This is a genomic window from Micromonospora sp. WMMD967, assembly GCF_029626165.1.
Taxonomy (GTDB): domain Bacteria; phylum Actinomycetota; class Actinomycetes; order Mycobacteriales; family Micromonosporaceae; genus Micromonospora; species Micromonospora taraxaci.
On record NZ_JARUBK010000001.1, the window covers coordinates 159385 to 181783 of the forward strand.

A 22399-nucleotide genomic window follows, 5' to 3' on the forward strand; every position below is an offset into this window, starting at 1 on the left:
GGTAGTGCCTGTGGAGAGCGACGGCGACCCGGCCGCGCGGGTCGCTGCCGGCACCAACCCCGTGCACAACCTCTGGCGGCTGCGCCCCTACCTGCGCCCGTACGCCGCCGAGTTCGCCTGGTTGCTCCTCGCCGGGCTCGCCGGCACGGCGGCCGGGATCGCCGTACCGCTGGTGGTGCAGCGGGTGGTGGACGGCCCGGTGGCCCGGCACGAACCTGGCGGGTTGCTCCAGCTCGGTGCTCTGGCACTGCTGCTCGGTGTGGTCGAGGCGGTGCTCATCTTCATCCGCCGGTGGGTGCAGTCCTCCTCGGCCGTCGGCATGGAGGCGGCGCTGCGCGCCGACGTCTACGCCCACCTGCAACGGTTGCCGACGAGTTTCCACGACCGCTGGCAGTCCGGTCAGCTGCTCTCCCGGATCACCAGCGACCTCTCGGTGATCCGCCGGTTCCTCTCCTTCGGCGTGTTCTTCCTGGTGCTCAACCTGACCACCTACGTGGTCGTGGTGGTGCTACTGATCAGGCTGCACCCGGTGCTGGGGGCGTTGGTGGCGGCCAGCGCGGTGCCGCTGCTGCTGATCAGCCGCCGGTTCGGGCGGCACTACCACGCCGCGTCCCGACGGATGCAGGACCAGCAGGGCGACGTGGCGACCCTGGTCGAGGAGACCGCGCAGGGTCTGCGCACCATGAAGGCGTACGGCCGGGGGCCCGAACTGGCCGCCCGCTTCGCCGGTGCCGCCCGGCGGCTGCACGACACCGGCATCGGCAAGGGGCGGCTGCTGGCCAACACCTCGGCACTGCTCGACCTGGTACCCAACGTGACACTGGGCGTGGTGCTGGTGGCCGGGGCGGCCGCCGCCGCGGAGGGTGTGCTCACCATCGGCGAGCTGGTCGCGTTCGTCAGCCTCCAACTGATGCTCATCTGGCCGGTGCAGTCCCTGGGATGGATCATCGCCAACGGCCAGGAGGCCGCCACCGCCGCCGACCGGATCCAGGAGGTGCTGGACACCCCACCCCGGATCGTGGACCGCCCCGGAGCGCTCACTCTGCCCCGCGACGCGGTCCACGGTCAGCTCCGCTTCGAACGGGTCGCGTTCAGCTATCCGGGCGCCACCGCGTCGGTGCTGCGCGAGATCGATCTGACCATCGAGCCGGGCGAGACACTGGCCCTGGTCGGTGCCACCGGCTCCGGCAAGAGCACACTGCTGTCGCTGGTCCCCCGGCTGCACGACGTCACCGCCGGCCGGATCACACTGGACGGGCACGACCTGCGCGAGCTTCGGCTGGCGTCGCTGCGCCGGCTCGTCGGGGTCGCGTTCGAGGAACCCACGCTGTTCTCCATGTCGGTCCGGGAGAACCTCACCCTGGGTCACCCGGACGCCGGCGACCACGACGTCCGGGCAGCCCTGGCACTGGCCCAGGCCGACTTCGCGTACGACCTGCCGTGGGGGTTGGCGACCCGCGTGGGCGAGCAAGGGCTGTCCCTCTCCGGCGGGCAACGGCAGCGGCTCGCGTTGGCGCGGGCGGTGCTCGGCCGGCCGGCGTTGCTCGTGTTGGACGATCCGTTGTCCGCGCTCGACGTGCACACCGAAGCGCTGGTCGAGGCGGCGCTGCGCCGGGTCCTGCGGGACACCACCGCGCTGCTGGTGGTGCACCGGCCGTCGACCATCGCGCTGGCCGACCGGGTCGCCCTGCTCGAAGACGGGCGGATCACGGCGACCGGGCGGCACTCCGAACTGCTCGCCAGTGTGCCGGCGTACCGGGCGCTGCTCGCCGCCGAACCGCCCGCCGGACACCCACCGCCGTCCGGCCCTTCCGGGTCCAGCCCGTCCGCTTCGGACGGCTGGGGGCTGGTGCACTCGTGACCGTGCCGACGCAGGCCGACCCCCCGCCGGAGGAGGAACCGGAACTGACCCGTTGGCGCGGCACCGCCACCGACCCGGAGGCCGACCGAAGTCGGGCCGAGGACGCCGCGCCCGAGGCGGTGGCCCGACTGCGCGGGCTGAGCCGCGTCCTGCTGGCCGACCTGATCCGCCCACACCGCAGGCGACTCGCCGCCGCCATCGGCCTGCTGTTGGCCCAGAACGCCGCCGCGATGGCCGGCCCGTACCTGGTCATGATCGGCATCGACCGGGCCATCACGCCGCTGCGCGCCGGCGACCCCGGCCCACTGATCGCCGTCGCCGGGGCGTTCGCGGTGGCCTCGGTGACGGAGTACGCGGCCCGCCGGGGGTTCCTCACCCTCTCCTCGCGGATCGGCCAGGCCGTCCTGCTGGACCTCCGGCAGCGGGTGTTCGGGCACTTCCTCCGACTGTCGGTGGGCTTCCACGAGCGGTACACCTCCGGCCGGATGGTCTCCCGGCTCACCAGCGACCTGGACTCCATCGCCGAGCTGGTCGACGGTGGCATCGACAGCCTCGTGCTGGCCGGGCTGTCGATCCTGTCGGTGGCCGCCATCCTGCTCTGGCTGGACCTGCCGCTGGCCGCCGTGACGCTGTTCGCCTTCCCGTTCCTGTTCTGGCTCTCCCGCTGGTTCGCCCGGTCGTCGGCCAGCGCGTACCGGCGGACCCGGGATGCCGTCGCGCTGGTCATCGTGCACTTCGTGGAGTCGATGCGGGGCATCCGGGCGGTGCAGGCGTTCCGCCGGGAACCCCGCAACCAACGGATCTTCGTGGCGCTGGGCGACGACTACCGGCGCACCAGTCTGCACGCGTTCCGACTGATCGCCACGTACTCGCCCGCGATCAAATTGATCGGCAACGTCACCGTCGCCGTGGTGCTCTGCTACGGCGGTTGGCGGGTGCTCGGCGGGCAGACCGAGATCGGTGTGCTCGCCGCGTTCCTGCTCTACCTGCGCCGCTTCTTCGAGCCGATGCAGGAGCTGAGCCAGTTCTACAACTCGCTCCAGTCGGCCACCGCCGCGCTGGAGAAACTCGCCGGGGTGCTCGACGAACGGCCGGCCGTCGCCGAACCGAGCCGGCCCACACCGTTGCCGACCGGACCGGGTTGCGGCGAGGTGACCTTCCGGGCGGTCTCCTTCGGCTACCGGGCGGGCACCCCGATCCTCGGCGGGCTGGAGCTGACCGTGGCGGCCGGGCAGACCGTGGCGCTGATCGGCCCGACCGGCGCGGGAAAGTCGACGATCGCCAAGCTGGTGGCCCGCTTCCACGACCCCGACACCGGTACGGTCCGGCTCGACGGGGTCGACCTGCGCGACGTGACCGACGCCGACCTGCGCCGGGCGGTGGTGTTGGTGACACAGGAGAACCACCTGTTCAGCGGGACCGTCGCGGAGAACATCAGGTTCGGCCGCCCGGGCGCCGACGACGCCGAGGTCCAGGCCGCCGCGCGGGCGATCGGCGCGCACGACTTCATCGCCGCGCTACCCGAGGGGTACGCCACCCAGGTGCACCGACGCGGCGGTCGGCTCTCCGCCGGGCAGCGGCAACTCGTCGCGTTCGCGCGGGCGTTCCTGGCCGACCCGACAGTGCTGATCCTGGACGAGGCGACGTCGTCGCTGGACGTGCCGACCGAGCGGCTGGTACAGCGGGCGCTCGGCACCATCCTGCGCGACCGCACCGCCCTGGTGATCGCACACCGACTCTCCACAGTGGAGACCGCCGACCGGGTGCTCGTCCTCGACGACGGCACCGTCGTCGAGGACGGCCCACCCGCCGTGCTGGCCGAGGCCGACGGCAGGTACGCGGCCCTGCACCGGCAGTGGCGCGACTCGCTGATCTGACCAGCGATGCGTAACTGCGTGGTCCGACCCCCTGGTGGTGCCTACGATCGCTAGATGACCGATACGGCGAGGACGGCCCGCGCCGGCGTTCCCGAGCGTCCGACACTGGACGGGCTCGAGGAGAGCTGGGCACGCCGCTGGCAGGAGGAAGGCACGTACGCGTTCGACCGCAGCAGGACGGCTGTTCCCGGGAGCGGCGCGGCGTCAGACGCGCCGAGCGGGAATGGCCGCAGGGCCGACGTGTACTCCATCGACACCCCTCCGCCGACCGTATCGGGCGAGTTGCACATGGGGCACGTCTTCTCGTACACGCACACCGACACCGTGGCGCGCTACCAGCGGATGCGCGGCAAGGCCGTCTTCTACCCGATGGGCTGGGACGACAACGGCCTGCCCACCGAGCGTCGCGTGCAGAACGTGTACGGGGTGCGCTGCGATCCGGCGTTGGCGTACGACCCGGTGTGGCGGCCACCGGCAGCCCCGGTGGACGACGCGGCCCGCCGAAACCCCACCCCGATCTCCCGGCGCAACTTCATCGAGCTGTGCGAGCGGCTGACGGTCACCGACGAGCAGGCCTTCGAGGCGCTGTGGCGGCGGCTGGGGCTCTCCGTGGACTGGTCGTTGACGTACACGACGATCGGCCGGATCGCCCGGGCCACCAGCCAGCGGGCGTTCGTGCGCAACGTGCGCCGCGGTGAGGCGTACCAGGCGGACGCGCCGACGCTGTGGGACGTCGGCTTCGCCACCGCTGTCGCCCAGGCCGAGTTGGAGGACCGGGAGCGTCCCGGCGCCTACCACCGGCTGCGGTTCACCGCGCCCGGCGGGCGTGAGGTGCTCATCGACACCACCCGTCCCGAGTTGCTGCCGGCCTGCGTGGCGCTGGTCTGCCACCCCGACGACGAGCGGTACGCCGACCTGGTGGGCGGCACCGCCCGCAGCCCGTTGTTCGACGTCGAGGTGCCGGTGTACGCCCACCCGCTCGCCGACCCCGCCAAGGGCACCGGCGTGGCGATGGTCTGCACGTTCGGCGACCTGACCGACGTGACCTGGTGGCGTGAGCTGGGGTTGGCCACGCGGGTGGTGATCGGGCGGGACGGGCGGCTGCTCCCCGAGCCGCCGGACGGGGTGCCGGCACAGCCGTACACGGCGCTGGCCGGGCAGACCGTCAACGGCGCCCGCCGGGAGATCGTCGGTCTGCTGGCCGACGCGGGTGACCTGATCGGTGAGCCGCGTCAGATCACGCACCCGGTGAAGTTCTACGAGCGCGGCGACCGGCCACTGGAGATCGTCTCGACTCGCCAGTGGTATCTGCGCAACGGTGGCCGGGACGCCGAGCTGCGGGCGACGCTGCTGGCCCGGGGCGGTGAGCTGCACTGGGTGCCGGCGCACATGAAGCACCGCTACGACAACTGGGTGGGCGGCCTGACCGGTGACTGGCTGGTCAGCAGGCAGCGATTCTTCGGCGTGCCGGTGCCGGTCTGGTACCGGCTCGACGACGCTGGCGAACCGGACTGGTCCCACCCTCTCACGCCGGACGAGTCCGCGCTGCCGGTTGACCCGTCCAGCGACCCGGCGCCCGGCTACGACGAATCCCAGCGCGGTCACCCGGGCGGCTTCATCGGTGACCCGGACGTGCTGGACACCTGGGCCACCTCGTCGTTGACCCCGCAGATCGTCGGTGGTTGGGAGACCGACCCGGACCTGTTCGCCCAGATCTTCCCGATGGACCTCCGACCACAGGGGCAGGAGATCATCCGGACCTGGCTGTTCGACAGCGTGGTCCGATCGCACTTCGAGCACGGGGTGCTCCCCTGGCGGGACACCGTGCTCTCGGGTTGGATCCTCGACCCGGACCGGAAGAAGATGGCCAAGTCCAAGGGCAACGTGGTCACCCCGTTGGCCCTGTTGGAGCAGCACGGCTCGGACGCGGTTCGCTACTGGGCGGCCAGCGGCAAACCCGGCACCGACCTGGCCTTCGACCCCGCGCAGATCAAGATCGGTCGGCGGTTGGCCACCAAGCTGCTCAACGCCTCCAAGTTCGCGCTCGGGCTGGGCGCGGCGGACGCGCTACGCGCCCCGGCGACGGCTCCACTGGACCGGGCCATGCTCGCCGAACTGGCCACGGTGGTCAGCGCCGCGAGCACCGCCTTCGACTCGTACGACCACACCGCCGCCTTGCAGGCGACCGAGGCGTTCTTCTGGCGGTTCTGCGACGACTACATCGAGCTGGTCAAGGAGCGCGCCTACGGCACCGACGCGGCGGCCGACTCGGCACGGGCGGCGCTGGCGTCGGCGCTCTCGGTGCAGCTCCGACTGTTCGCCCCGGTGCTGCCGTACGTGACCGAGGAGATCTGGTCGTGGTGGCGGTACGGCTCGGTGCACCGTGCGCCGTGGCCGACCACCTACGAGGTGGCCCGGACGATCGAGGGGTCGGGTGAGCCGGCGCTGCTGCGGCTCGCCGGCGACGCGTTGAGTCAGGTCCGGCGGGCCAAGTCGGAGCGGAAGCTGTCGATGAAGGCTGAGGTGCCGCTGGCCGAGGCGCTGGGCCCGGCGGCGCTCCTGGAGCAACTCACACTGGTCGCCGACGACCTGCGGTCGGCCGGCCGGATCGCCAAGCTCGACCTGCTCCCCGACCGCACCCCGGAGCTCGTCATCGCCTGCGCCTTCTGACCACACGTCCGCCGCCGCCCCCCTCGCGCGGCGGCGGACGTGTGGTCACCAGCCGCGTAGGAAGCGCAGCCCCAGCAGGAACGCGACCACCGAGGGCCCGACCAGCAGGGTGATCGCCTGGAGGCGGTACGGCATCCGGTGCCGGGTCAACTCGCCCGCGTTGCCGAGGACGATGGCCCCGGCCAGCATCAGGAACGCACCCCACCAGCCGGTCCTGAGTTGGATCAGGTCCACCCGGATCAGTTGCAGGGTCAGGCCGAGCAACGCGCCGGTCAGCGCGAGCAGGGCCACCGCCCGGTGCAGACCACGGACCAGGGGGTGCGCCGCCCGCCACCCGTAGGTGCCGGCGACCGCCAGGCAGGGCAGCACCACCAGCAACGGCCAACCCCGGCCCATCACGCCGAACATGAGCAGCGCGCCGACCGCGAAGACGATCGCGCCGACGCAGGCGAGCATGTACCCGGCGAAGGCCCGGCCACCGCCCCGAGCGAGCAACGGGCCGCCGCTGGCCGCGATCAACGCGGCCGGGATCAGGATGAACACGGCCCACCAGTGGAACTGACCACTGCCCTGGGCGGCCGTGGCGACCGTGGCACAGGCCACCCCGGCGACGGCCAGGCTGGTCAGCCACGGACGGCTGCTCCGGGAGTACGGCTCAGTCAACGACGTCTGCCTCGCTTCGACGCTCACACCCGACAGCCTGGCCCGAGGTGGCCCGGCCGGTCCATCCGGCCAGCCCTACCGCCGGGCGGGGGCTGGCCGGAACGGCGTTTCGCACCGGTGTCAGCTCGTCTCGCCGGCCACGCTGAACGAGCGCAGACGGTCGATGGCCAGCACCGTGAAACCGACGGCCACCAGCGCGGTCATCACCGACGCCACCGGCACCGACACGGTGGTCTCCAGCAGCCCGGTGGGGGCGATCCGGTCGGCGAGCGCGATCACGTACTGCTGGATGGAGAGCACCTTGGTGCCGCTGACGAAGTTGCCCAGCAGGCCCTCCCAGATCAACACGTAGACCAGGCCGAGCAGCACCGGCCGCCGGGTGACCAGGCTGAGCGCGAGGAAGAACGCCGAGTACGCCAGCGCGCCGAGCGCCGCCGCGACCGCCAACGCCAGTCCGAGGCGTACCGAGGCGGCCAGCACGCCCGCGACGTAGAGCGGCACCGCTACGGTGACGGCGGTGATCCCGGCGGCCACCGCGAGCTTCGGCAGCACGATCTGCCACCGCGGGAGCGGTTTGGTCAGGATGTGCACCACTGTGCCGTCGTCGATCTCGGCACCGAGCACGCCGGTGCCGATGATCAGCGCGACCACCGGCAGCACCACTGCCAACCCGAGGCCGACCAGCACCGGTGGCCCCCACTGGCGGGGGTCGACGTCCAGGGACCGGCACAGCACGGCCAGCCCGAGCAGGACCAACGGCAGCGGGAGCAGTAGCAGGAACCGGCGGCGGCCGAACAGCCCACGGGCGGTGATCCAGGTAATCGTGGACATGTCAGGCCTCCACCAGGTAGGAGAAGACGCTCTCCAGGGACTCGTCGGACGGCACCAGTTGGCGCACCCGGATGCCGTGGTTGAGCGCGATCCGGGGTAGCGCCCGGGTGAAGGCGCCGTAGTCGCCGGCGCGCACGGTCAGACCGGTGGGTTCCAGCTCGACCCCGGTGACCGACGACTCGGCGATCAGCGCGACGGCCAACGCCCGGTCGTCGGTGGAGCGCACCGCGAAGACGTGCGGGCGGTTGGTCATCAGCCGCCGGATGGTCCGGAAGTCACCGGAGGCGGCCAGCCGGCCGGCCACCATCACCTGCACCGTCCCGGAGACCTGCTCGACCTCCTCCAGGATGTGCGAACTGAACAGGATCGTCCGCCCGGAGTCACCCAGTTTGTGCAGCAGGTCCATCATGTGCAGCCGCTGACGCGGGTCCATCCCGTTGAACGGCTCGTCGAGCAGCAGCACCTGCGGTTCGTGCACCAGCGCGGCGGCCACCCGGGCCCGCTGCCGCATGCCCTTGGAGTACGTGCCGATCCGCCGATCCTGCGCCGATTCCAACTCGACCAGCTCGATCGCCCGCCGGGCGGCCGCGGCAGGATCGGCCAGCCGGTGCAGCTTCGCGCTGGCCAGCACGAACTCGTGCGCGGTGAGGTAGCTCTGCACCGCCTCCCGCTCGCTGACCAGTCCCAACCGCCGGTAGACGTCGGGGTTGCGCCAGGTCGGCTCGTCGTCCAGCGTGACGGTGCCGCGCGACGGGGCGAGGAACCCGGCCATCATGTGCAGCAGCGTGGTCTTACCGGCACCGTTCGGGCCGAGCAACCCGGTCACGCCCGGCCCCAGGGCCATGCTGATGTCGTTGACCGCGACCACGTTGCCGTACCACCGGGACACCCCGGTCAGGCTCAGCGTGCTCATCAGGAGGCAACCTTCCGGTAGCGGGCCAGCAGGAGGGCGGTGGCGCCGGCGACCAGCAGCACCGCGGCCAGGGCGTAGACCGGACCGAACCGGCCGACCCCGATGCCCTCCTGACCGTTCTCCACCAGCAGGTCGCCGAGCGACCAGATGCCCACTCCCTGCACCAGGGTGGAGGGCGAGGCGAGGCCGGCCAGCTCGTTGGCGCTGCGCGACGGCAGGATGCTCAGCACCCCCACGATCGGGGTGGTCATCAGGAAGACGGCGACCACCCCACCGGCGGCGAAGGCGCGCTTGCCGGTCAGCGAGGCGATCAGCAGACCGACCGAGGCGAAGACCACGGCCCACAGCCCCGCGTAGAGAAGGCCGGGCAGCAGGTCGAGCAGCTCGTTCCAGACCCCGCGAAGGCCCTGCTTGGTGGTGAACGCGGCACCCAGGAACATCAGCACCTGCGGGCCGCCGAGCAGCAGCCAGAGCCCCGTGACCAGGGCCAGCAGCTTGGCCAGCGCGTAGTCACCGCGCGGCAGCGGCCGGGAGAAGTAGAGCGGGAGGACGCCACTGCGCAGGTCCCGCGAGACCAGCTCCGGCGCGGCCACCGCGACGAAGAAGAGGACGAGCCAGCTCATCGAGTCGGCGAACTGGGCGTACGTGGCGACCGGCTCGCCGATCTGGCTGCGGATCGCGGTCAGCGCCGCCGCGACCAGGGTGACGATGCCGATCACCAGCCACGGGAAGATCTTGGCTTTGGCGCTGCGCCCGAAGCCGAAGGTGGTGCGCAGCCCGTGCACGTAGAGCGCGCCGAAGACGTGCCCCCGGCCCAGCCTCGGGCCTGCGTACCGTTGGTAGCCGATGTCGTGGATGACACCGGTCGGCGCGGACCGCAGCGCGGCGGAAGACGACTCAGGCATGGGTGAGCTCCCTCGTGGCGAAGAGTTCGGCCACCCGGTGCCGGCGCTGGTCCAGTCGGTGCAGTGGCAGGTCCAGTTCGGCGACCGCGCCGAGGATCAGGTCGTAGGTGCCGTCGTCGGCGAGTGGTACGAGCAGCAGTCGGCCGTCCCGCGCGACCGGCAGCTTCAACTCGGCCAGCCGGGCGGCCAGTTCCTCGGTGCCCTCGCTCACCTCCACGGCGAGCACATCCGTCGCCGAGGTCATCGCGGAGATGTTGTCGGCGCGCAGCAGCCGGCCGCCGTCGATGGCGATCAGGGTGTCGCAGATCCGCTCCACCTCGCCGAGCAGGTGCGAGCAGACCAGCACGGAGATGCCGAACTCGGTGCCGATCCGGTGCACCAGGGCCAACATGGCGTCCCGGCCGGCCGGGTCCAGGCCGTTCGTCGGCTCGTCGAGCAGCAGCAGGTCGGGGTCGTGCACCAGCGCCTGGGCGAGCTTGACGCGTTGCTTCATGCCGGTGGAGTAGCCGCCGACCGGGCGGTAACGCTCCTCGTACAGGCCGACGTGCCGCAGCGCCTCCGACGCCCGCTCGCGGGCGGCGGTGCGGGGCAGGCCGCTCATCCGGCCGAGGTGGGTGACCAACTCGGCGGCGGACAGGTCCGGTGGCAGGCAGTCGTGCTCGGGCATGTAGCCGACCCGGGCGCGGACCTGCGCCGGGTCGGCGGTCGGGTCGATGCCGAGCACCGACACCTGACCGCTGGTCGGTGGGATCAGGCCGAGCAGAATCTTGATCAGCGTGGATTTGCCGGCGCCGTTCGCGCCCACCAGGCCGATGATCCCGGGCTCGACGGCGACGGTGAGGTCGGCGAGCGCGGTGACCCGACCTCCGTACGTCTTGGTGAGCGACTGGGTCGCGATCAGTGTCACGTTGCCCAGGGTAGGGAGTGGACGCCCGGCGCTGACACCGGCGCGCCCCCGGCGCTTCCCTGATCCTTGGCCTGGCGGACCCTTAGGGTCCCGCGGTCCGGCCGGTCGGACGCTCCTCCCCGGTCCACGACCCCGTTGCGGAAAAGCCGTCCGGGGGTGGGACGATTCATCTTCCGTTCAGTGGGCAGCAATCCGTCGGGTGCCGACGACGGCGCGAGGCCCCGGACGGGCGGACGGCCGAGGTGCGCACGGGTGGGGCGGATCCGGCGTCGCTCCTGTCCGCCGCGGTCGTGGAGTGGCGCTCTCGACCGATCGGCGGTCGGCTGCGAAACTGTGTGCCGGTCAGCGAGTGGGGGGTGTGGATGAGCAACGGTTGGGTGCTGCCCGACGAGGTGCTGCGGGACGCACCGGCGTACACGCCGCGTCCGGGCGAGCTCGCGGATCTTGAGCTGCTGCTGACCGGCGCGTACGCCCCTCTGACCGGCTTCATGACCCGCGCCGACCTGGTCTCGGTCAGTCGGCGCGGCCGGCTGGCCGACGGCGTGCCGTGGCAGGTCGCGGTGACGCTGCAGGTGCCGACCTCCCTGGCGCAGAGCTTCGATCCGCGTGACCCGGCCCGCCGGGCGCTGGTGCTCACCGACGGCGAGGGCGCCCCGGCGGCTGCCCTGGACGTGGCGGACGTCTGGCAGGTGCGCGACGGCATCGCCGGGGTCGGTGGCCCGGTCCGGCGGTTGGGCGACGGTGGCCATGGCCCGTTCCAGCGGCTGCGCCGCAACCCGGAGGAGGTCCGGGCGCTGCTGCCTCCGGGTCGGGTGCTCGGGGTCATCGCCGATCGGCCACTGCACCGCCCGCAGCTCGCCCAGATCGCTCATGCCGCCCGCACCCTGGCCGCGCACCTGCTGGTGATGATCCCGGTCGGTGAGGGCGGCGTCGGTGGGCTCCCGCCGGAGGCGCTGGTCCGCACCATCTTCGCCGCCCGGGACCGGATGCCACCGGCAACGGTGGTCGCGGTGCCCCTGTCGCACCGGCGGGAGGAGATCAGCGACGCGCTGCTGCGCGCCCGGGTCTCCGCCTCGTACGGGGTGACCCACCTGCTCTCCACCGGGGAGATGCTCTCCGGTGCCGGGCTGCGGGTGCTGGTGCCGCGCGAACTCGCGTACGACAACCGGGACGGGCAGTGGCGCTGGCGCGAGGACATCCCACCGCGCAACCGTCGGCTCGCTCTGACCCAGCAGGAGATCGACGACCTGCTCGATCGGGGCTTCCCGCTGCCCGAGTGGCACACGCCTCCGGCCGTGGCGAGGGAGTTGGCCCGGGCCCGACCGCCGCGTCGGCACCGGGGGCTGGTGGTCTTCCTGACCGGCCTCTCCGGTTCGGGCAAGTCGACGATCGCCCGAGGGCTGGCGGACGCGTTGCGGGAGAGCGGCGACCGCACGGTGACCCTGCTCGACGGGGACGTGGTGCGCCGGGAGCTCTCCGCCGGGTTGGGCTTCAGCAAGGCCGACCGGGATCTGAACGTTCGACGGATCGGTTGGGTGGCCGCCGAGATCGCCCGGCACCGGGGGGTGGGCATCTGTTGCCCGATCGCCCCGTACGCGGCGGCCCGGGCCACGGCTCGGGAGATGGCCCTGGCCGCCGGGGCGGGCTTCGTGCTGGTGCATGTGGCCACCCCGCTCGAGGTGTGCGAGCGCCGGGACCGCAAGGGCCTGTACGCGCGGGCACGCGCGGGGCTGCTCACCGGGATGACCGGCATCGACGACCCGTACGAGGAGCCGACCGACGCCGACCTGGTGGTCGACACCACCGACCTGACCGTGGCGGACGCGGTGCAGGCGGTGCTTCACCACCTGACCGAGACCGGCTGGGTGGAGTTGAAGATCGCGTCTGCCTGAGGCGTCCGTCGTACCCCGTTCCTTCCACCGCTGCCCGCTACGCGCTAGTGTTCATTCTTGTTGGAACACGTTTGACCGCGTGAGAGTACGGTGACCCCGGGAGGCACGGCATTGCTCGCTCAGCAGCGGCAGGCGGCCATCCTGGAGCGGGTCCGGGCGACCGGCGGCGTTCGGGTCAGCGAACTGGCCGGCGAGTTCGGCGTCTCCGACATGACCATCCGCCGCGACCTGGAGGCGCTGCACGAGCGCGGCCTGCTGGCCAAGGTGCACGGCGGCGCCACGACAGCCGAACCGAGCGCGACCGACGAGCCGGGCTTCCACGCCAAGTCGGTCCGTCAATTGCCGGAGAAGGCCGCCATCGCGGACCACGCCGCCCAACTGGTCCGTCCGGGCGCGGCGGTCGCCCTCTCCGCCGGCACCACCACCGCCGAGTTGGCCCGCAGGCTGGTGGACGTGCCCGGCCTGACCGTGGTGACCAACTCGCTGCCGGTGGCCGAGATCCTGCACGCCGGAGGTCGACCGGACCAGACCGTGGTGCTCACCGGGGGCGTCCGCACGCCGTCGGACGCGTTGGTCGGCCCCCTCGCGGTCGGGGCGGTCCGGTCCCTGCACTTGGACCTGCTCTTCCTGGGCGTCCACGGCATCACCGAGCGGGCCGGCTTCACCACCCCGAACCTCATGGAGGCGGAGACCGACCGGGCGCTCGTGGCCGCGGCGGACCGACTGGTGGTGCTCGCCGACCACACCAAGTGGGGCACCGTGGGCATCTCCTCGATCGTCGAGCTGGCCGCAGCACACGTACTGGTCAGCGACGACCGGTTGCCACCACCCGCTCGACGGGTACTCGGCGAACAGGTGGGCGAGTTGATCATGGTGAAGGCGACAGGGGCGGGCCGCGCGACGCGCACGCCGACGAGTGAGGGGACGGCGTAGTGAAGCGCACCGCCATCGACCTGGCCGACGGCCGGGAGCTGATCTACTTCGACGAGCGCGACGACGCCGTCCGTGACCAGCCGGACCGCCGCGACCTCCCACCACTGCCTCCCGCGTCCCAGCTGCGCTACGACCCGCTGACCGACGAGTGGGTGGCCGTCGCCGTACACCGGCAGACCCGCATCTTCCTGCCGCCGGCGAACGAGTGCCCGCTCGACCCGTCGGTGGGCGACCGGCTGACCGAGATCCCCGCCCCCGACTACGACGTGGTGGTCTTCGAGAACCGGTTCCCGTCGCTCAGCGGCCGGGTCGCCGACGAACCGGGGGCGATCACCCCGTTCACGTCCGTCCGGCCGGGCCTCGGGCGGTGCGAGGTCGTGTGTTTCACCTCGGACCACAACGCCTCCTTCGCCAGCCTGCCGCCGCGTCGGGTGCGCACCGTGCTGGACGCGCTCGCCGACCGCACCGAGGTGCTCGGGGAGCTGCCCGGCGTGGAGCAGGTCTTCTGCTTCGAGAACCGCGGGGTCGAGATCGGCGTCACCCTGCACCACCCGCACGGGCAGATCTACGCGTACCCCTTCGTGACGCCGCGCACCCGCGCGTTGCTGGCCGCCGCACGGCGGCACGCCGAGCAGACCGGCGGGGGCAACCTGTACGCGGACGTGCTGGCCGCCGAGCGAGCCGCCGGTGAGCGGGTGGTCGCCGAGAACGAACACTGGACGGCGTTCGTCCCGGCGGCTGCCCGCTGGCCGTTCGAGGTGCACGTCGCCCCGCGTCGGGTGGTGCCGGACATCCCGGCGCTCAGCGACAGCGAGCGGGACGCCTTCGGGCCGCTCTACCTGGACCTGCTGCGCCGCTTCGACGGCCTGTTCGACATGCCGATGCCGTACATCTCGGCGTGGCACCAGGCGCCGGTGCGGATCGACCGGGAGTTGGGCCACCTGCACCTGCAGCTGTTCAGCATCCGACGTGCCAAGGACAAGCTGAAGTACCTGGCGGGCTCCGAGTCCGGGATGGGTGTCTTCATCAACGACATCTCCCCGGAGCGCGCCGCCGAGTTGCTCCGCGCCGCCTGAGCCGCCCGGCTTCCCCGCCGTGCGGTGAGCGACGTGGGCGGGAAACAGGGCGCGGGGGGCCCGGGACAGGGCCCCCCGCAGGGAAGGGACGGCTGGCTGTGCACGGCACAGCCGGGAAGGCTGGCTGATCGGCGCACGGGTGCCGCAGGTCGACCGTGGTCAACCTTCCTGGACGCGACTGGCATCTCGTCCATCCTGGTCAACGAGGCGCGCCGACGGCGGTGACGCCGGTCGGCGTGGCACCGCCGGACACGCCGAAGCCCGCCGGCGAGTGGCCGGCGGGCTCCGATGACGCGGTACGCCTGGATCAGGCGGCGAGCTTACGGGCAAGGTTCTCGTCGAGCGCGTTCATGAACTCGTCGGTGGTCAGCCACGGGGCGTCGCGCGAGATGAGCAGCGCCAGGTCCTTGGTCATCTGGCCACCCTCGACGGTGTCGACGATGACCTGCTCCAGGGTGTTGGCGAACTCGGTTACCGCCGGGGTGCCGTCCAGCTTGCCCCGGTGGGCCAGGCCACGGGTCCAGGCGTAGATCGACGCGATCGGGTTGGTCGAGGTCTTCTCGCCCTTCTGGTACTGCCGGTAGTGCCGGGTGACAGTGCCGTGCGCGGCCTCGGCCTCGACGGTCCGGCCGTCCGGGGAGAGCAGCACCGAGGTCATCAGACCCAGCGAGCCGAAGCCCTGCGCGACGGTGTCGGACTGCACGTCACCGTCGTAGTTCTTGCAGGCCCAGACGTAGCCGCCCTCCCACTTGAGCGCGGCGGCGACCATGTCGTCGATGAGCCGGTGCTCGTAGGTGAGGCCGGCGGCGTCGAACTCGGCCTTGAACTCGGCCTCGAACACCTCGGCGAAGATGTCCTTGAACCGGCCGTCGTACGCCTTGAGGATGGTGTTCTTCGTCGACATGTAGACCGGGTAGTTGCGGTCCAGGCCGTACCGGAACGACGCCCGGGCGAAGTCCCGGATCGACTCGTCGTAGTTGTACATGCCCATGGCGATGCCGCCGCCGGGGAAGTTGGCGACCTCCATCTCCATCGGCGTGCCGCCGTCGGCCGGCGTGTAGGTGATGGTCACCGTGCCCGGACCGGGGACGACGAAGTCGGTGGCCTTGTACTGGTCACCGTGGGCGTGCCGGCCGATGATGATCGGCTTGGTCCAGCCGGGCACCAGGCGCGGCACGTTGGACATGATGATCGGCTCGCGGAAGACGACGCCGCCGAGGATGTTGCGGATGGTGCCGTTGGGCGACCGCCACATCTTCTTCAGGCCGAACTCCTCGACCCGGGCCTCGTCCGGGGTGATGGTCGCGCACTTGACGCCGACGCCGTGCTCCTTGATGGCGTTGGCGGCGTCGATGGTGACCTGGTCGTCGGTCTCGTCGCGGTACTGGATCGACAGGTCGTAGTAGTGCAGGTCGACGTCGAGGTAGGGCAGGATCAGCTGCTCCCGGATCTGCTTCCAGATAATCCGGGTCATCTCGTCGCCGTCGAGCTCCACGACCGGGTTGTTTACCTTGATCTTCGCCATCGGCCGGCGCTCCTCTCGGGGGACACGTGCTCAAGCAGTACGAGCGTACTGCAATTGGGCCGGCGGCCCCCAGCCGGCCTCGACCGACCGGTGGAAACCGGGCTGCGCGGCGCAGGAACTGCCTGGATCATGACGCGATGCCACTGAGCCGCACCCTCGGGTCTATCACGGTTACCGCCCTCACCGACGGTGAGGGTGCCTTCTTCCAACCCCGCGCGGAGGCGTTTCCGCACGCCACGGCGGCCCAGTGGGCGGAGGCCGACCGGCGCGACCCCACCTCGGTCACCGCCGACGGGCAGTGGTGGCTACCGTTCCGCAGCTTCGCGATCCGCTCCGGCGACGGGCCGGTCACACTTGTCGACGCGGGCATCGGCCCGGCCGACGCGCCGGCCGCGAGCTGGGCGCCGGTGCCCGGCCGGATGCCCGCCGAGCTGGCCGCCGCCGGCATCGACCCGGCCGACGTCGAGACGGTGGTGCTGACCCACCTGCACAGCGACCACATCGGCTGGGCCGTCACCGGCACGCCCGGCCGGCCGTACTTCCCCAACGCGAGCTACCTGGTGCAGCGCGCCGAGGTGAACGCGGCGCAGACCCTCAACCCAGGACTGCCGGCCGGCCTGATCGCGCCCTTGCGCGCCGCCGGCCGGCTCCGGGTGGTCGACGGCGAGACGCGCCTCACCCCGGCGGTACGCCTGCTGCCCACTCCCGGCCACACCCCGGGCCACCAATCGGTGCTCCTGACCTCGGCCGACGAACGGATGCTGCTCACCGGCGACCTGCTGGTGCACATGGTGCAGCTCGTCGACCCCGACCTGGCGTACGCCCACGAGGAGGACCCGGACGAAGCCCGCCGCTCTCGCCGAACCACTCTCCGAACCCACTCCCCCACCGTGCTGGCCACCCCCCACCTAGGCGACCCCTTCACCCCCACCCACCCCTGACCCCACCCCACCGCCCCCTGACCCCACCGCCCCCCACCCCACCGCCCCACCCCGCCGCCGCGGTGATCAAGAGGTTTGCGTCAAGAATCGGGTGCGCGGTGACGCAAACCTCTTGATCACCCGGGGCGGGAGCGGGAGGGGCGGTGGGTGGGACGGCGAAGGGCCCGCCGGCTTGGCCGGCGGGCCCTTCGGGTGGGTCTGGGTTTGGGCCTTACATGCTGGAGATGTCGCCCTGCTTCGCGCGGACGGCCTCGGCCGCCTCCAGGAGGCTGGCGCGCTCGTCGGCGTCCAGGTCGGTCTCGACGACCCGCTTGACGCCCTCGGCACCGATCTCGGCCTCGACGCCGAGGTAGACACCGGAGATGCCGTACTCGCCGTCGACCCAGGCGCAGACCGGCATGACCTCGCCGGAGTCCTCGGCGACAGCCTTCGCCATCCGGGCCGCGGCGGCCGACGGGGCGTAGTACGCCGAGCCGGTCTTGAGCAGCGCGACCACCTCGGCGCCACCGTTGCGGGTCTTGACGACCAGCTCCTCGATCTGCTCGGCTGGCATCGCGTCGCGCAGCGGCTTGCCGTTCACCGTGCTCTTCGACGGCACCGGCACCATGGTGTCGCCGTGCGAGCCCAGGGTCAGCGTGCGTACCGACGCCACCGGCACGTTGAGCGCCTCGGCGACGAAGTTGCTGAACCGGGCGGTGTCGAGCATGCCGGCCTGGCCGAGCACCCGGTTCTTGGGGAACTGGGTGGCGAGCTGCGCCAGCGCGGTCATCTCGTCCAGCGGGTTGGAGACGACGATGACGACGGCGTTCGGGGCGTACTTGGCGACGTTCTCGGCGACCTGACGAACGATCTTGGCGTTGGTCTCCAGCAGGTCCATGCGGCTCATGCCGGGCTTGCGCGGCAGACCAGCGGTGATCACGACGACGTCGGAGCCCTCGATGCTCTCGTAGCCCTCACCGTTGGGGCCGGTGGTCACGCCGACGACCTTGGTCTCGAAGCCCTCGATGGCCCGCGACTGGTTGAGGTCGAGCGCGAGACCCGCGGGCTTGCCCTCCACGATGTCGGTGATCACTACGGTGTCGAAGACGTCGTACTCGGCCAGGCGCTGTGCGGTGGTAGAGCCGTAGAAGCCAGCCCCGACGACAGTGACCTTCTTACCCATGGTCGTCCCACTCCCTGATACCAGTCGGTTTTCCGGACCGTATCAGTCATCCTGGCACCGATCAGGCCAGGGGCGGCGGGCATCGCCGGGATGGGGCGAACGTCACCGGTGTCGCCGGGCGCGCGGTTCAGCCGCGTTCCGCGCGCTCCACCACGTTGCTGAGCAGCATGGCCCGGGTCATCGGCCCGACACCGCCGGGCATCGGGACCAGCGCGCCGGCCGTCTCGGCCACCTCCGGGTCCACGTCGCCGGTGTAGCGGCCCTTGCCGTCCGCGCCGATCACCCGCGTGATGCCGACGTCCACGACGACCGCGCCCGGGTTGATCATGTCGGCGGTGAGCAGCCCTGGTACGCCGGCCGCGACGATGACGATGTCGGCGGCCCGGGTGTGCGAGGCGAGGTCGAGGGTGCCGGTGTGGCAGAGGGTGACTGTGGCGTTCTCGGAGCGCCTGGTGAGCAGCAGGCCGAGCGGGCGGCCGACGGTGTTGCCCCGGCCGACGACGGCGACGGTGGCGCCGCGCAGTGCCACGTCGTGGCGGCGGAGCAGTTCGACGATGCCGCGCGGGGTGCAGGGCAGCGGGCCGTCGTAGCCGAGGACGAGCCGACCCAGGTTGACCGGGTGCAGGCCGTCGGCGTCCTTGTCCGGGTCGATCAGCTCCAGCACGCGCTGGGTGTCGAGGTGGGCGGGCAGCGGCAGCTGCACGATGTAGCCGTGGCACGCCGGGTCGGCGTTCAGCTCGGCGATCACGTCGTCGACCTGCTGCTGGGTGGCGTCGGCCGGCAGCTCCCGGCGGATCGAGGCGATGCCCACCTCGGCGCAGTCACGGTGCTTGCCGTTGACGTACGCCTGACTGCCCGGGTCCGACCCGACCAGGACCGTGCCCAGCCCGGGGGTGATGCCGCGTTCCGCGAGTGCCTTCACCCGAATTCGCAGCTCGTCCTTGATCTCCGCCGCGGTTGCCTTGCCGTCCAGAAGCGTCGCCGTCACGCCCAGATCGTCTCACGACCTCCGCCCGGGGTTCCGACGACCTCGATCGGCCGGCCCGCCGGCCCCTTGATCATTATTAGCAAAAGTGACGATCTGTGACGTGTCTCTAGTCACTCTGAGTGAACTTCTGTTCATCCGGTCACCGTCGAACCAGACAGGCCGATCGTGGTGGGCCAACAGCGGACGGATACTCCAGCAGGAGACATCGCCAGCCAGAGCGCCACGACGGGGCCCGAAGGCAGCGACATCTTTGCAGCCAGATGACGTTTCGCACGGTTTGACGTAGCAGCGGGGAAGCCCTTCGACAAGGGGTTCGACCTCAGACCGTTACCCACCCGCAACCGCGCCGTTGTCGAAGCCTCGCCGCCGACCTACCGTTACCGCTTGTTGCGCAGCGTAAACCCAGCGTCGGGCCTGACTGCGCAGCGTGAGGAGATGAGGAGGCTCAATGCGAGTTCGTAGACTCGCCGCCTGGACCGCCCTCCCGCTCGCGGTGACGCTGGGCCTCGCGGCCTGCGGCAGCGGCGGCGACGGTGGTTCCGGTGGCAGCGACAGTTCGGTGGTCAGCATCCAGATCGCCGAGCCGAAGCACCTGGTTCCGACCAACACCACCGAGACGTCCGGCTCTCAGGTCATCGCCGGCCTGTTCAGCCCGCTCGTCGACTACGACGCCCAGAACAAGCCGTACGAGGTCGCGGCTGAGTCGGTCACCTCGACCGACAACAAGGTCTGGACGATCAAGCTCAAGGACGGCTACACCTTCCACAACGGTGAGAAGGTCACGGCCGAGGACTACATCAACGCCTGGAACTACGGCGCGTACGCCCCCAACGGCCAGGACACCAACCCGTTCTTCGAGAAGATCGCTGGTTACGCGGACCTGCAGGGCAAGGAGCCGAAGGCCAAGGAGATGTCCGGCCTGAAGAAGGTCGACGACCTCACCTTCACCGTGACGCTCAGCGAGCCGTACATCGACTTCAAGACCACGTTGGGCTACAACGCGTTCTTCCCGATGCCGGACGCCGCGTTCTCGGCTCCGGGCGTGCTCAAGGACTCCTACGAGCAGGCTCCGATCGGGCAGGGCCCCTTCAAGATGAAGGGCACCTGGCAGCACGACAGCAAGATCGAGGTCGAGCGTTACGACGCCTTCCCGGGCGAGAAGCCCAAGGTGAAGAACGTCGAGTTCCGGATCTACCAGCAGCTCACCGCGGCGTACGCGGACGTCCTGGCGGACAACCTGGACGTGCTGCCGACGATCCCGACCGAGAGCCTGAGCACCGCGCCGAGCGACCTGGGTGACCGGTACAAGACCAGCCCGATGTCGTCGTTCCAGTTCCTGGCGTTCCCGACGTTCGACAAGGACTACAGCAACCCGGACGTCCGCAAGGCCATCTCGATGGCGATCGACCGTGACGAGATCACCAAGTCGGTCTTCAAGGGCTCGCAGACGCCGGCGCGCTCCTTCGTCTCGCCGGTGCTGCCGGGCTTCCGGGACGACACCACCGGCAAGTCGGGCGAGTTCAACCCGACCGAGGCCAAGAAGCTCTACCAGGCCGCCGGTGGTCCTGCGAAGATCGTCATCTCCTACAACGGCGACGGCGGTCACAAGGACTGGGTCGACGCCACTGTCAACCAGCTCAAGGCCAACCTGGGCGTGGACGCCGTGGGCTCGGCCGAGCCGAAGTTCGCCGACCTGCTCACCAAGGTCGAGAAGAAGACGCCGGTGGGTGCGTTCCGGATGGGTTGGGTCATGGACTACCCGACCATGGAGGACTACCTCGGCCCGCTGTACAGCACGAACGGCTCGTCGAACTACTACGGCTACAGCAACCCGGAGTTCGACAAGCTGGTCAAGGAGGGTTCCGCCGCCAAGACGCAGGACGAGGCGATCGCCAAGTACCAGCAGGCGGAGGACATCCTGGCCAAGGACATGCCGGTGATCCCGCTCCGCTTCGGCGAGAACGTGTTCGGCCACTCGTCCAAGGTCAAGAACGTGGAGATGGACCTGTTCCAGCGGGTCAACCTCGTCAAGATCGAAGCGGCCAGCTGAGCTGACCAGAGTGCGGGCCACCCGGGCGACGATGCCCGGGTGGCCCGGACCGCACCACCGGGGGCCGGACCGCAGCAGCGCGTCCGGCCCGGTGGTGCCGGCTCCCCCGGGCCGGACGGCACGTCTCTGACATTTCGGGTACGACCAGAGATGCCGTCCTGCGACCCTTTCGCACATTTCCGGAGAGACTGCTAAGCATGTTCCGCTACATCTTGCGGCGCCTACTGCAGATGGTCCTGGCGTTCTTCGGGACCACCCTGATCGTCTACGCGCTGACATTCGCCGGGCAGGGCGACCCGATCCAGGCGCTCGCCGGTGAGCGGCCGGTGACGCCAGCCCAACGGGCCTACCTGACCGAGAAGTACCACCTGGACGCCACCGGTGTCGGCGGCTTCTTCTACCGCTACTTCGACTACGTGAAGAACCTGCTCCAGGGCAACCTGGGCGAATCGCTCACCGGCCGGAACATCGGCGACATCCTCGAACAGGCCTGGCCGGTCACCGTACGGCTCGCGCTCATCGCGCTCGCCGTGGCGATCATCTTCGGGGTCAGCGCCGGGGTGGTCGCCGGCATCCGCCGGGCCAGCATCTTCGACAACTCGACGCTGGTGCTGACCCTGCTGGTGCTGGGTATCCCGACCATCGTGCTGGCACCGCTGGCGCAGTTCTTCCTGGGCGTCAAGTGGCAGCTCTTCCCTCCCACCGCCGGGTCCGACCCCTCCTTCTACGCGCTCCTGCTGCCGGGCATCGTGCTCGGCTCGCTGTCGCTGGCCACCGCGTTGCGCCTCACCCGCGCCTCGGTGGCGGAGAACCTGCGCGCGGACTACGTCCGGACCGCCCGGTCGAAGGGCCTGGTCAAGCGCCGCATCGTCATCGTCCACGTGCTGCGTAACTCGCTCATCCCGGTCATCACCTTCCTCGGTGTGGAGCTGGGCAACCTGATGAGCGGCGCGATCATCACCGAGGGCGTCTTCAACATTCCCGGCGTGGGCTTCAACCTCTTCCGGGGCATCCGCACCGAGGACGGCCCGCTGGTGGTGGGCATCGTCAGCGTGCTCGTCGTGGTCTACCTGATCTCGAACCTGGTGGTTGACGTCCTGTACGCCGTACTCGACCCGAGGATCCGCTATGAGTGAGCGCAGCGAACGAATGATCAGCGCAGCGCCCGGCACTCATGCCGGCGCTGAGCGCAGCGAGGTGCGGGC

17 protein-coding genes are annotated in these 22399 nt (G+C 70.8%); 9 read left to right on the forward strand and 8 right to left on the reverse strand.

The genetic code is table 11. The features are described 5' to 3' along the window. Positions 1 to 4: 4 nt before the first annotated feature. The 3 genes from O7631_RS00785 to valS are packed head-to-tail and all read left to right on the forward strand — an operon-like array spanning position 5 to position 6408. A complete protein-coding gene (locus O7631_RS00785; protein WP_278142590.1) occupies positions 5 to 1861 on the forward strand; it encodes an ABC transporter ATP-binding protein in 1857 nt (618 codons plus the stop codon). Further along, on the forward strand, positions 1858 to 3738 hold the full coding sequence (locus O7631_RS00790; protein ID WP_278142591.1) for an ABC transporter ATP-binding protein: 1881 nt from the start codon (positions 1858 to 1860) through the stop codon (positions 3736 to 3738). Before O7631_RS00785 ends, O7631_RS00790 begins: the two co-directional genes overlap by 4 nt. Before the next feature lie 54 nt (positions 3739 to 3792). Then, a complete protein-coding gene (gene valS, locus O7631_RS00795; RefSeq protein ID WP_278142592.1) occupies positions 3793 to 6408 on the forward strand; it encodes a valine--tRNA ligase in 2616 nt (871 codons plus the stop codon). A 45-nt stretch (positions 6409 to 6453) separates the two neighbouring features. On the opposite strand, the gene O7631_RS00800 is transcribed toward valS, so the two are convergent. The 5 genes from O7631_RS00800 to O7631_RS00820 all read right to left on the reverse strand — a co-directional run bounded on the left by O7631_RS00800 (position 6454) and on the right by O7631_RS00820 (position 10627). Then, positions 6454 to 7098 (reverse strand): hypothetical protein, encoded by a 645-nt coding sequence (locus O7631_RS00800; RefSeq protein ID WP_278142593.1) that lies wholly within the window; start codon positions 7096 to 7098, stop codon positions 6454 to 6456. Between the two features lie 93 nt (positions 7099 to 7191). Next, positions 7192 to 7902, reverse strand: coding sequence for an ABC transporter permease subunit (locus O7631_RS00805; RefSeq protein ID WP_278142594.1), 711 nt, complete (start codon positions 7900 to 7902; stop codon positions 7192 to 7194). Between the two features lies 1 nt (position 7903). Continuing rightward, positions 7904 to 8815: an ABC transporter ATP-binding protein gene (locus O7631_RS00810; RefSeq protein WP_278142596.1), complete on the reverse strand. Its 912-nt coding sequence runs from the start codon at positions 8813 to 8815 to the stop codon at positions 7904 to 7906. Then, positions 8815 to 9720 carry an ABC transporter permease gene (locus O7631_RS00815; RefSeq protein ID WP_278142598.1) on the reverse strand — a complete coding sequence of 302 codons (906 nt, stop codon included), beginning with the start codon at positions 9718 to 9720 and terminating at the stop codon, positions 8815 to 8817. The genes O7631_RS00810 and O7631_RS00815 overlap by 1 nt, the downstream gene beginning before the upstream one ends. Beyond that, a complete protein-coding gene (locus tag O7631_RS00820; RefSeq protein ID WP_088987693.1) occupies positions 9713 to 10627 on the reverse strand; it encodes an ABC transporter ATP-binding protein in 915 nt (304 codons plus the stop codon). The genes O7631_RS00815 and O7631_RS00820 overlap by 8 nt, the downstream gene beginning before the upstream one ends. A gap of 362 nt (positions 10628 to 10989) precedes the next feature. Between O7631_RS00820 and cysC the strand changes: the two genes are divergently transcribed. The 3 genes from cysC to galT all read left to right on the forward strand — a co-directional run bounded on the left by cysC (position 10990) and on the right by galT (position 14528). Then, positions 10990 to 12519 carry an adenylyl-sulfate kinase gene (gene cysC / locus O7631_RS00825; RefSeq protein ID WP_278142600.1) on the forward strand — a complete coding sequence of 510 codons (1530 nt, stop codon included), beginning with the start codon at positions 10990 to 10992 and terminating at the stop codon, positions 12517 to 12519. A 111-nt stretch (positions 12520 to 12630) separates the two neighbouring features. Continuing rightward, positions 12631 to 13452 carry a DeoR/GlpR family DNA-binding transcription regulator gene (locus O7631_RS00830; RefSeq protein WP_278142601.1) on the forward strand — a complete coding sequence of 274 codons (822 nt, stop codon included), beginning with the start codon at positions 12631 to 12633 and terminating at the stop codon, positions 13450 to 13452. After that, on the forward strand, positions 13452 to 14528 hold the full coding sequence (gene galT, locus O7631_RS00835; protein WP_278142602.1) for a galactose-1-phosphate uridylyltransferase: 1077 nt from the start codon (positions 13452 to 13454) through the stop codon (positions 14526 to 14528). The genes O7631_RS00830 and galT overlap by 1 nt, the downstream gene beginning before the upstream one ends. Positions 14529 to 14835: 307 nt before the next feature. Here the strand turns inward: galT and O7631_RS00840 are convergent, their stop codons facing one another. Beyond that, positions 14836 to 16053 (reverse strand): NADP-dependent isocitrate dehydrogenase, encoded by a 1218-nt coding sequence (locus O7631_RS00840; RefSeq protein WP_088987690.1) that lies wholly within the window; start codon positions 16051 to 16053, stop codon positions 14836 to 14838. A gap of 137 nt (positions 16054 to 16190) precedes the next feature. On the opposite strand from O7631_RS00840, the gene O7631_RS00845 reads away from it, so the two are divergent. After that, positions 16191 to 16994 carry an MBL fold metallo-hydrolase gene (locus O7631_RS00845; RefSeq protein WP_278142603.1) on the forward strand — a complete coding sequence of 268 codons (804 nt, stop codon included), beginning with the start codon at positions 16191 to 16193 and terminating at the stop codon, positions 16992 to 16994. Positions 16995 to 17205: 211 nt separating this feature from the next. Here the strand turns inward: O7631_RS00845 and O7631_RS00850 are convergent, their stop codons facing one another. Next, entirely contained in the window at positions 17206 to 18156 is a 951-nt protein-coding gene (locus O7631_RS00850) for a malate dehydrogenase (RefSeq protein WP_112583765.1), read from the reverse strand. Between the two features lie 127 nt (positions 18157 to 18283). Beyond that, entirely contained in the window at positions 18284 to 19144 is an 861-nt protein-coding gene (locus O7631_RS00855; protein WP_088987687.1) for a bifunctional methylenetetrahydrofolate dehydrogenase/methenyltetrahydrofolate cyclohydrolase, read from the reverse strand. A gap of 448 nt (positions 19145 to 19592) precedes the next feature. Here O7631_RS00855 and O7631_RS00860 point away from each other — a divergent pair, with 448 nt between their 5' ends. Together O7631_RS00860 and O7631_RS00865 are read left to right on the forward strand one after the other, a co-directional pair. Further along, entirely contained in the window at positions 19593 to 21194 is a 1602-nt protein-coding gene (locus O7631_RS00860) for an ABC transporter substrate-binding protein (RefSeq protein WP_278142604.1), read from the forward strand. A gap of 197 nt (positions 21195 to 21391) precedes the next feature. Then, positions 21392 to 22330 carry an ABC transporter permease gene (locus tag O7631_RS00865; RefSeq protein WP_088987685.1) on the forward strand — a complete coding sequence of 313 codons (939 nt, stop codon included), beginning with the start codon at positions 21392 to 21394 and terminating at the stop codon, positions 22328 to 22330. Positions 22331 to 22399: the final 69 nt, after the last annotated feature.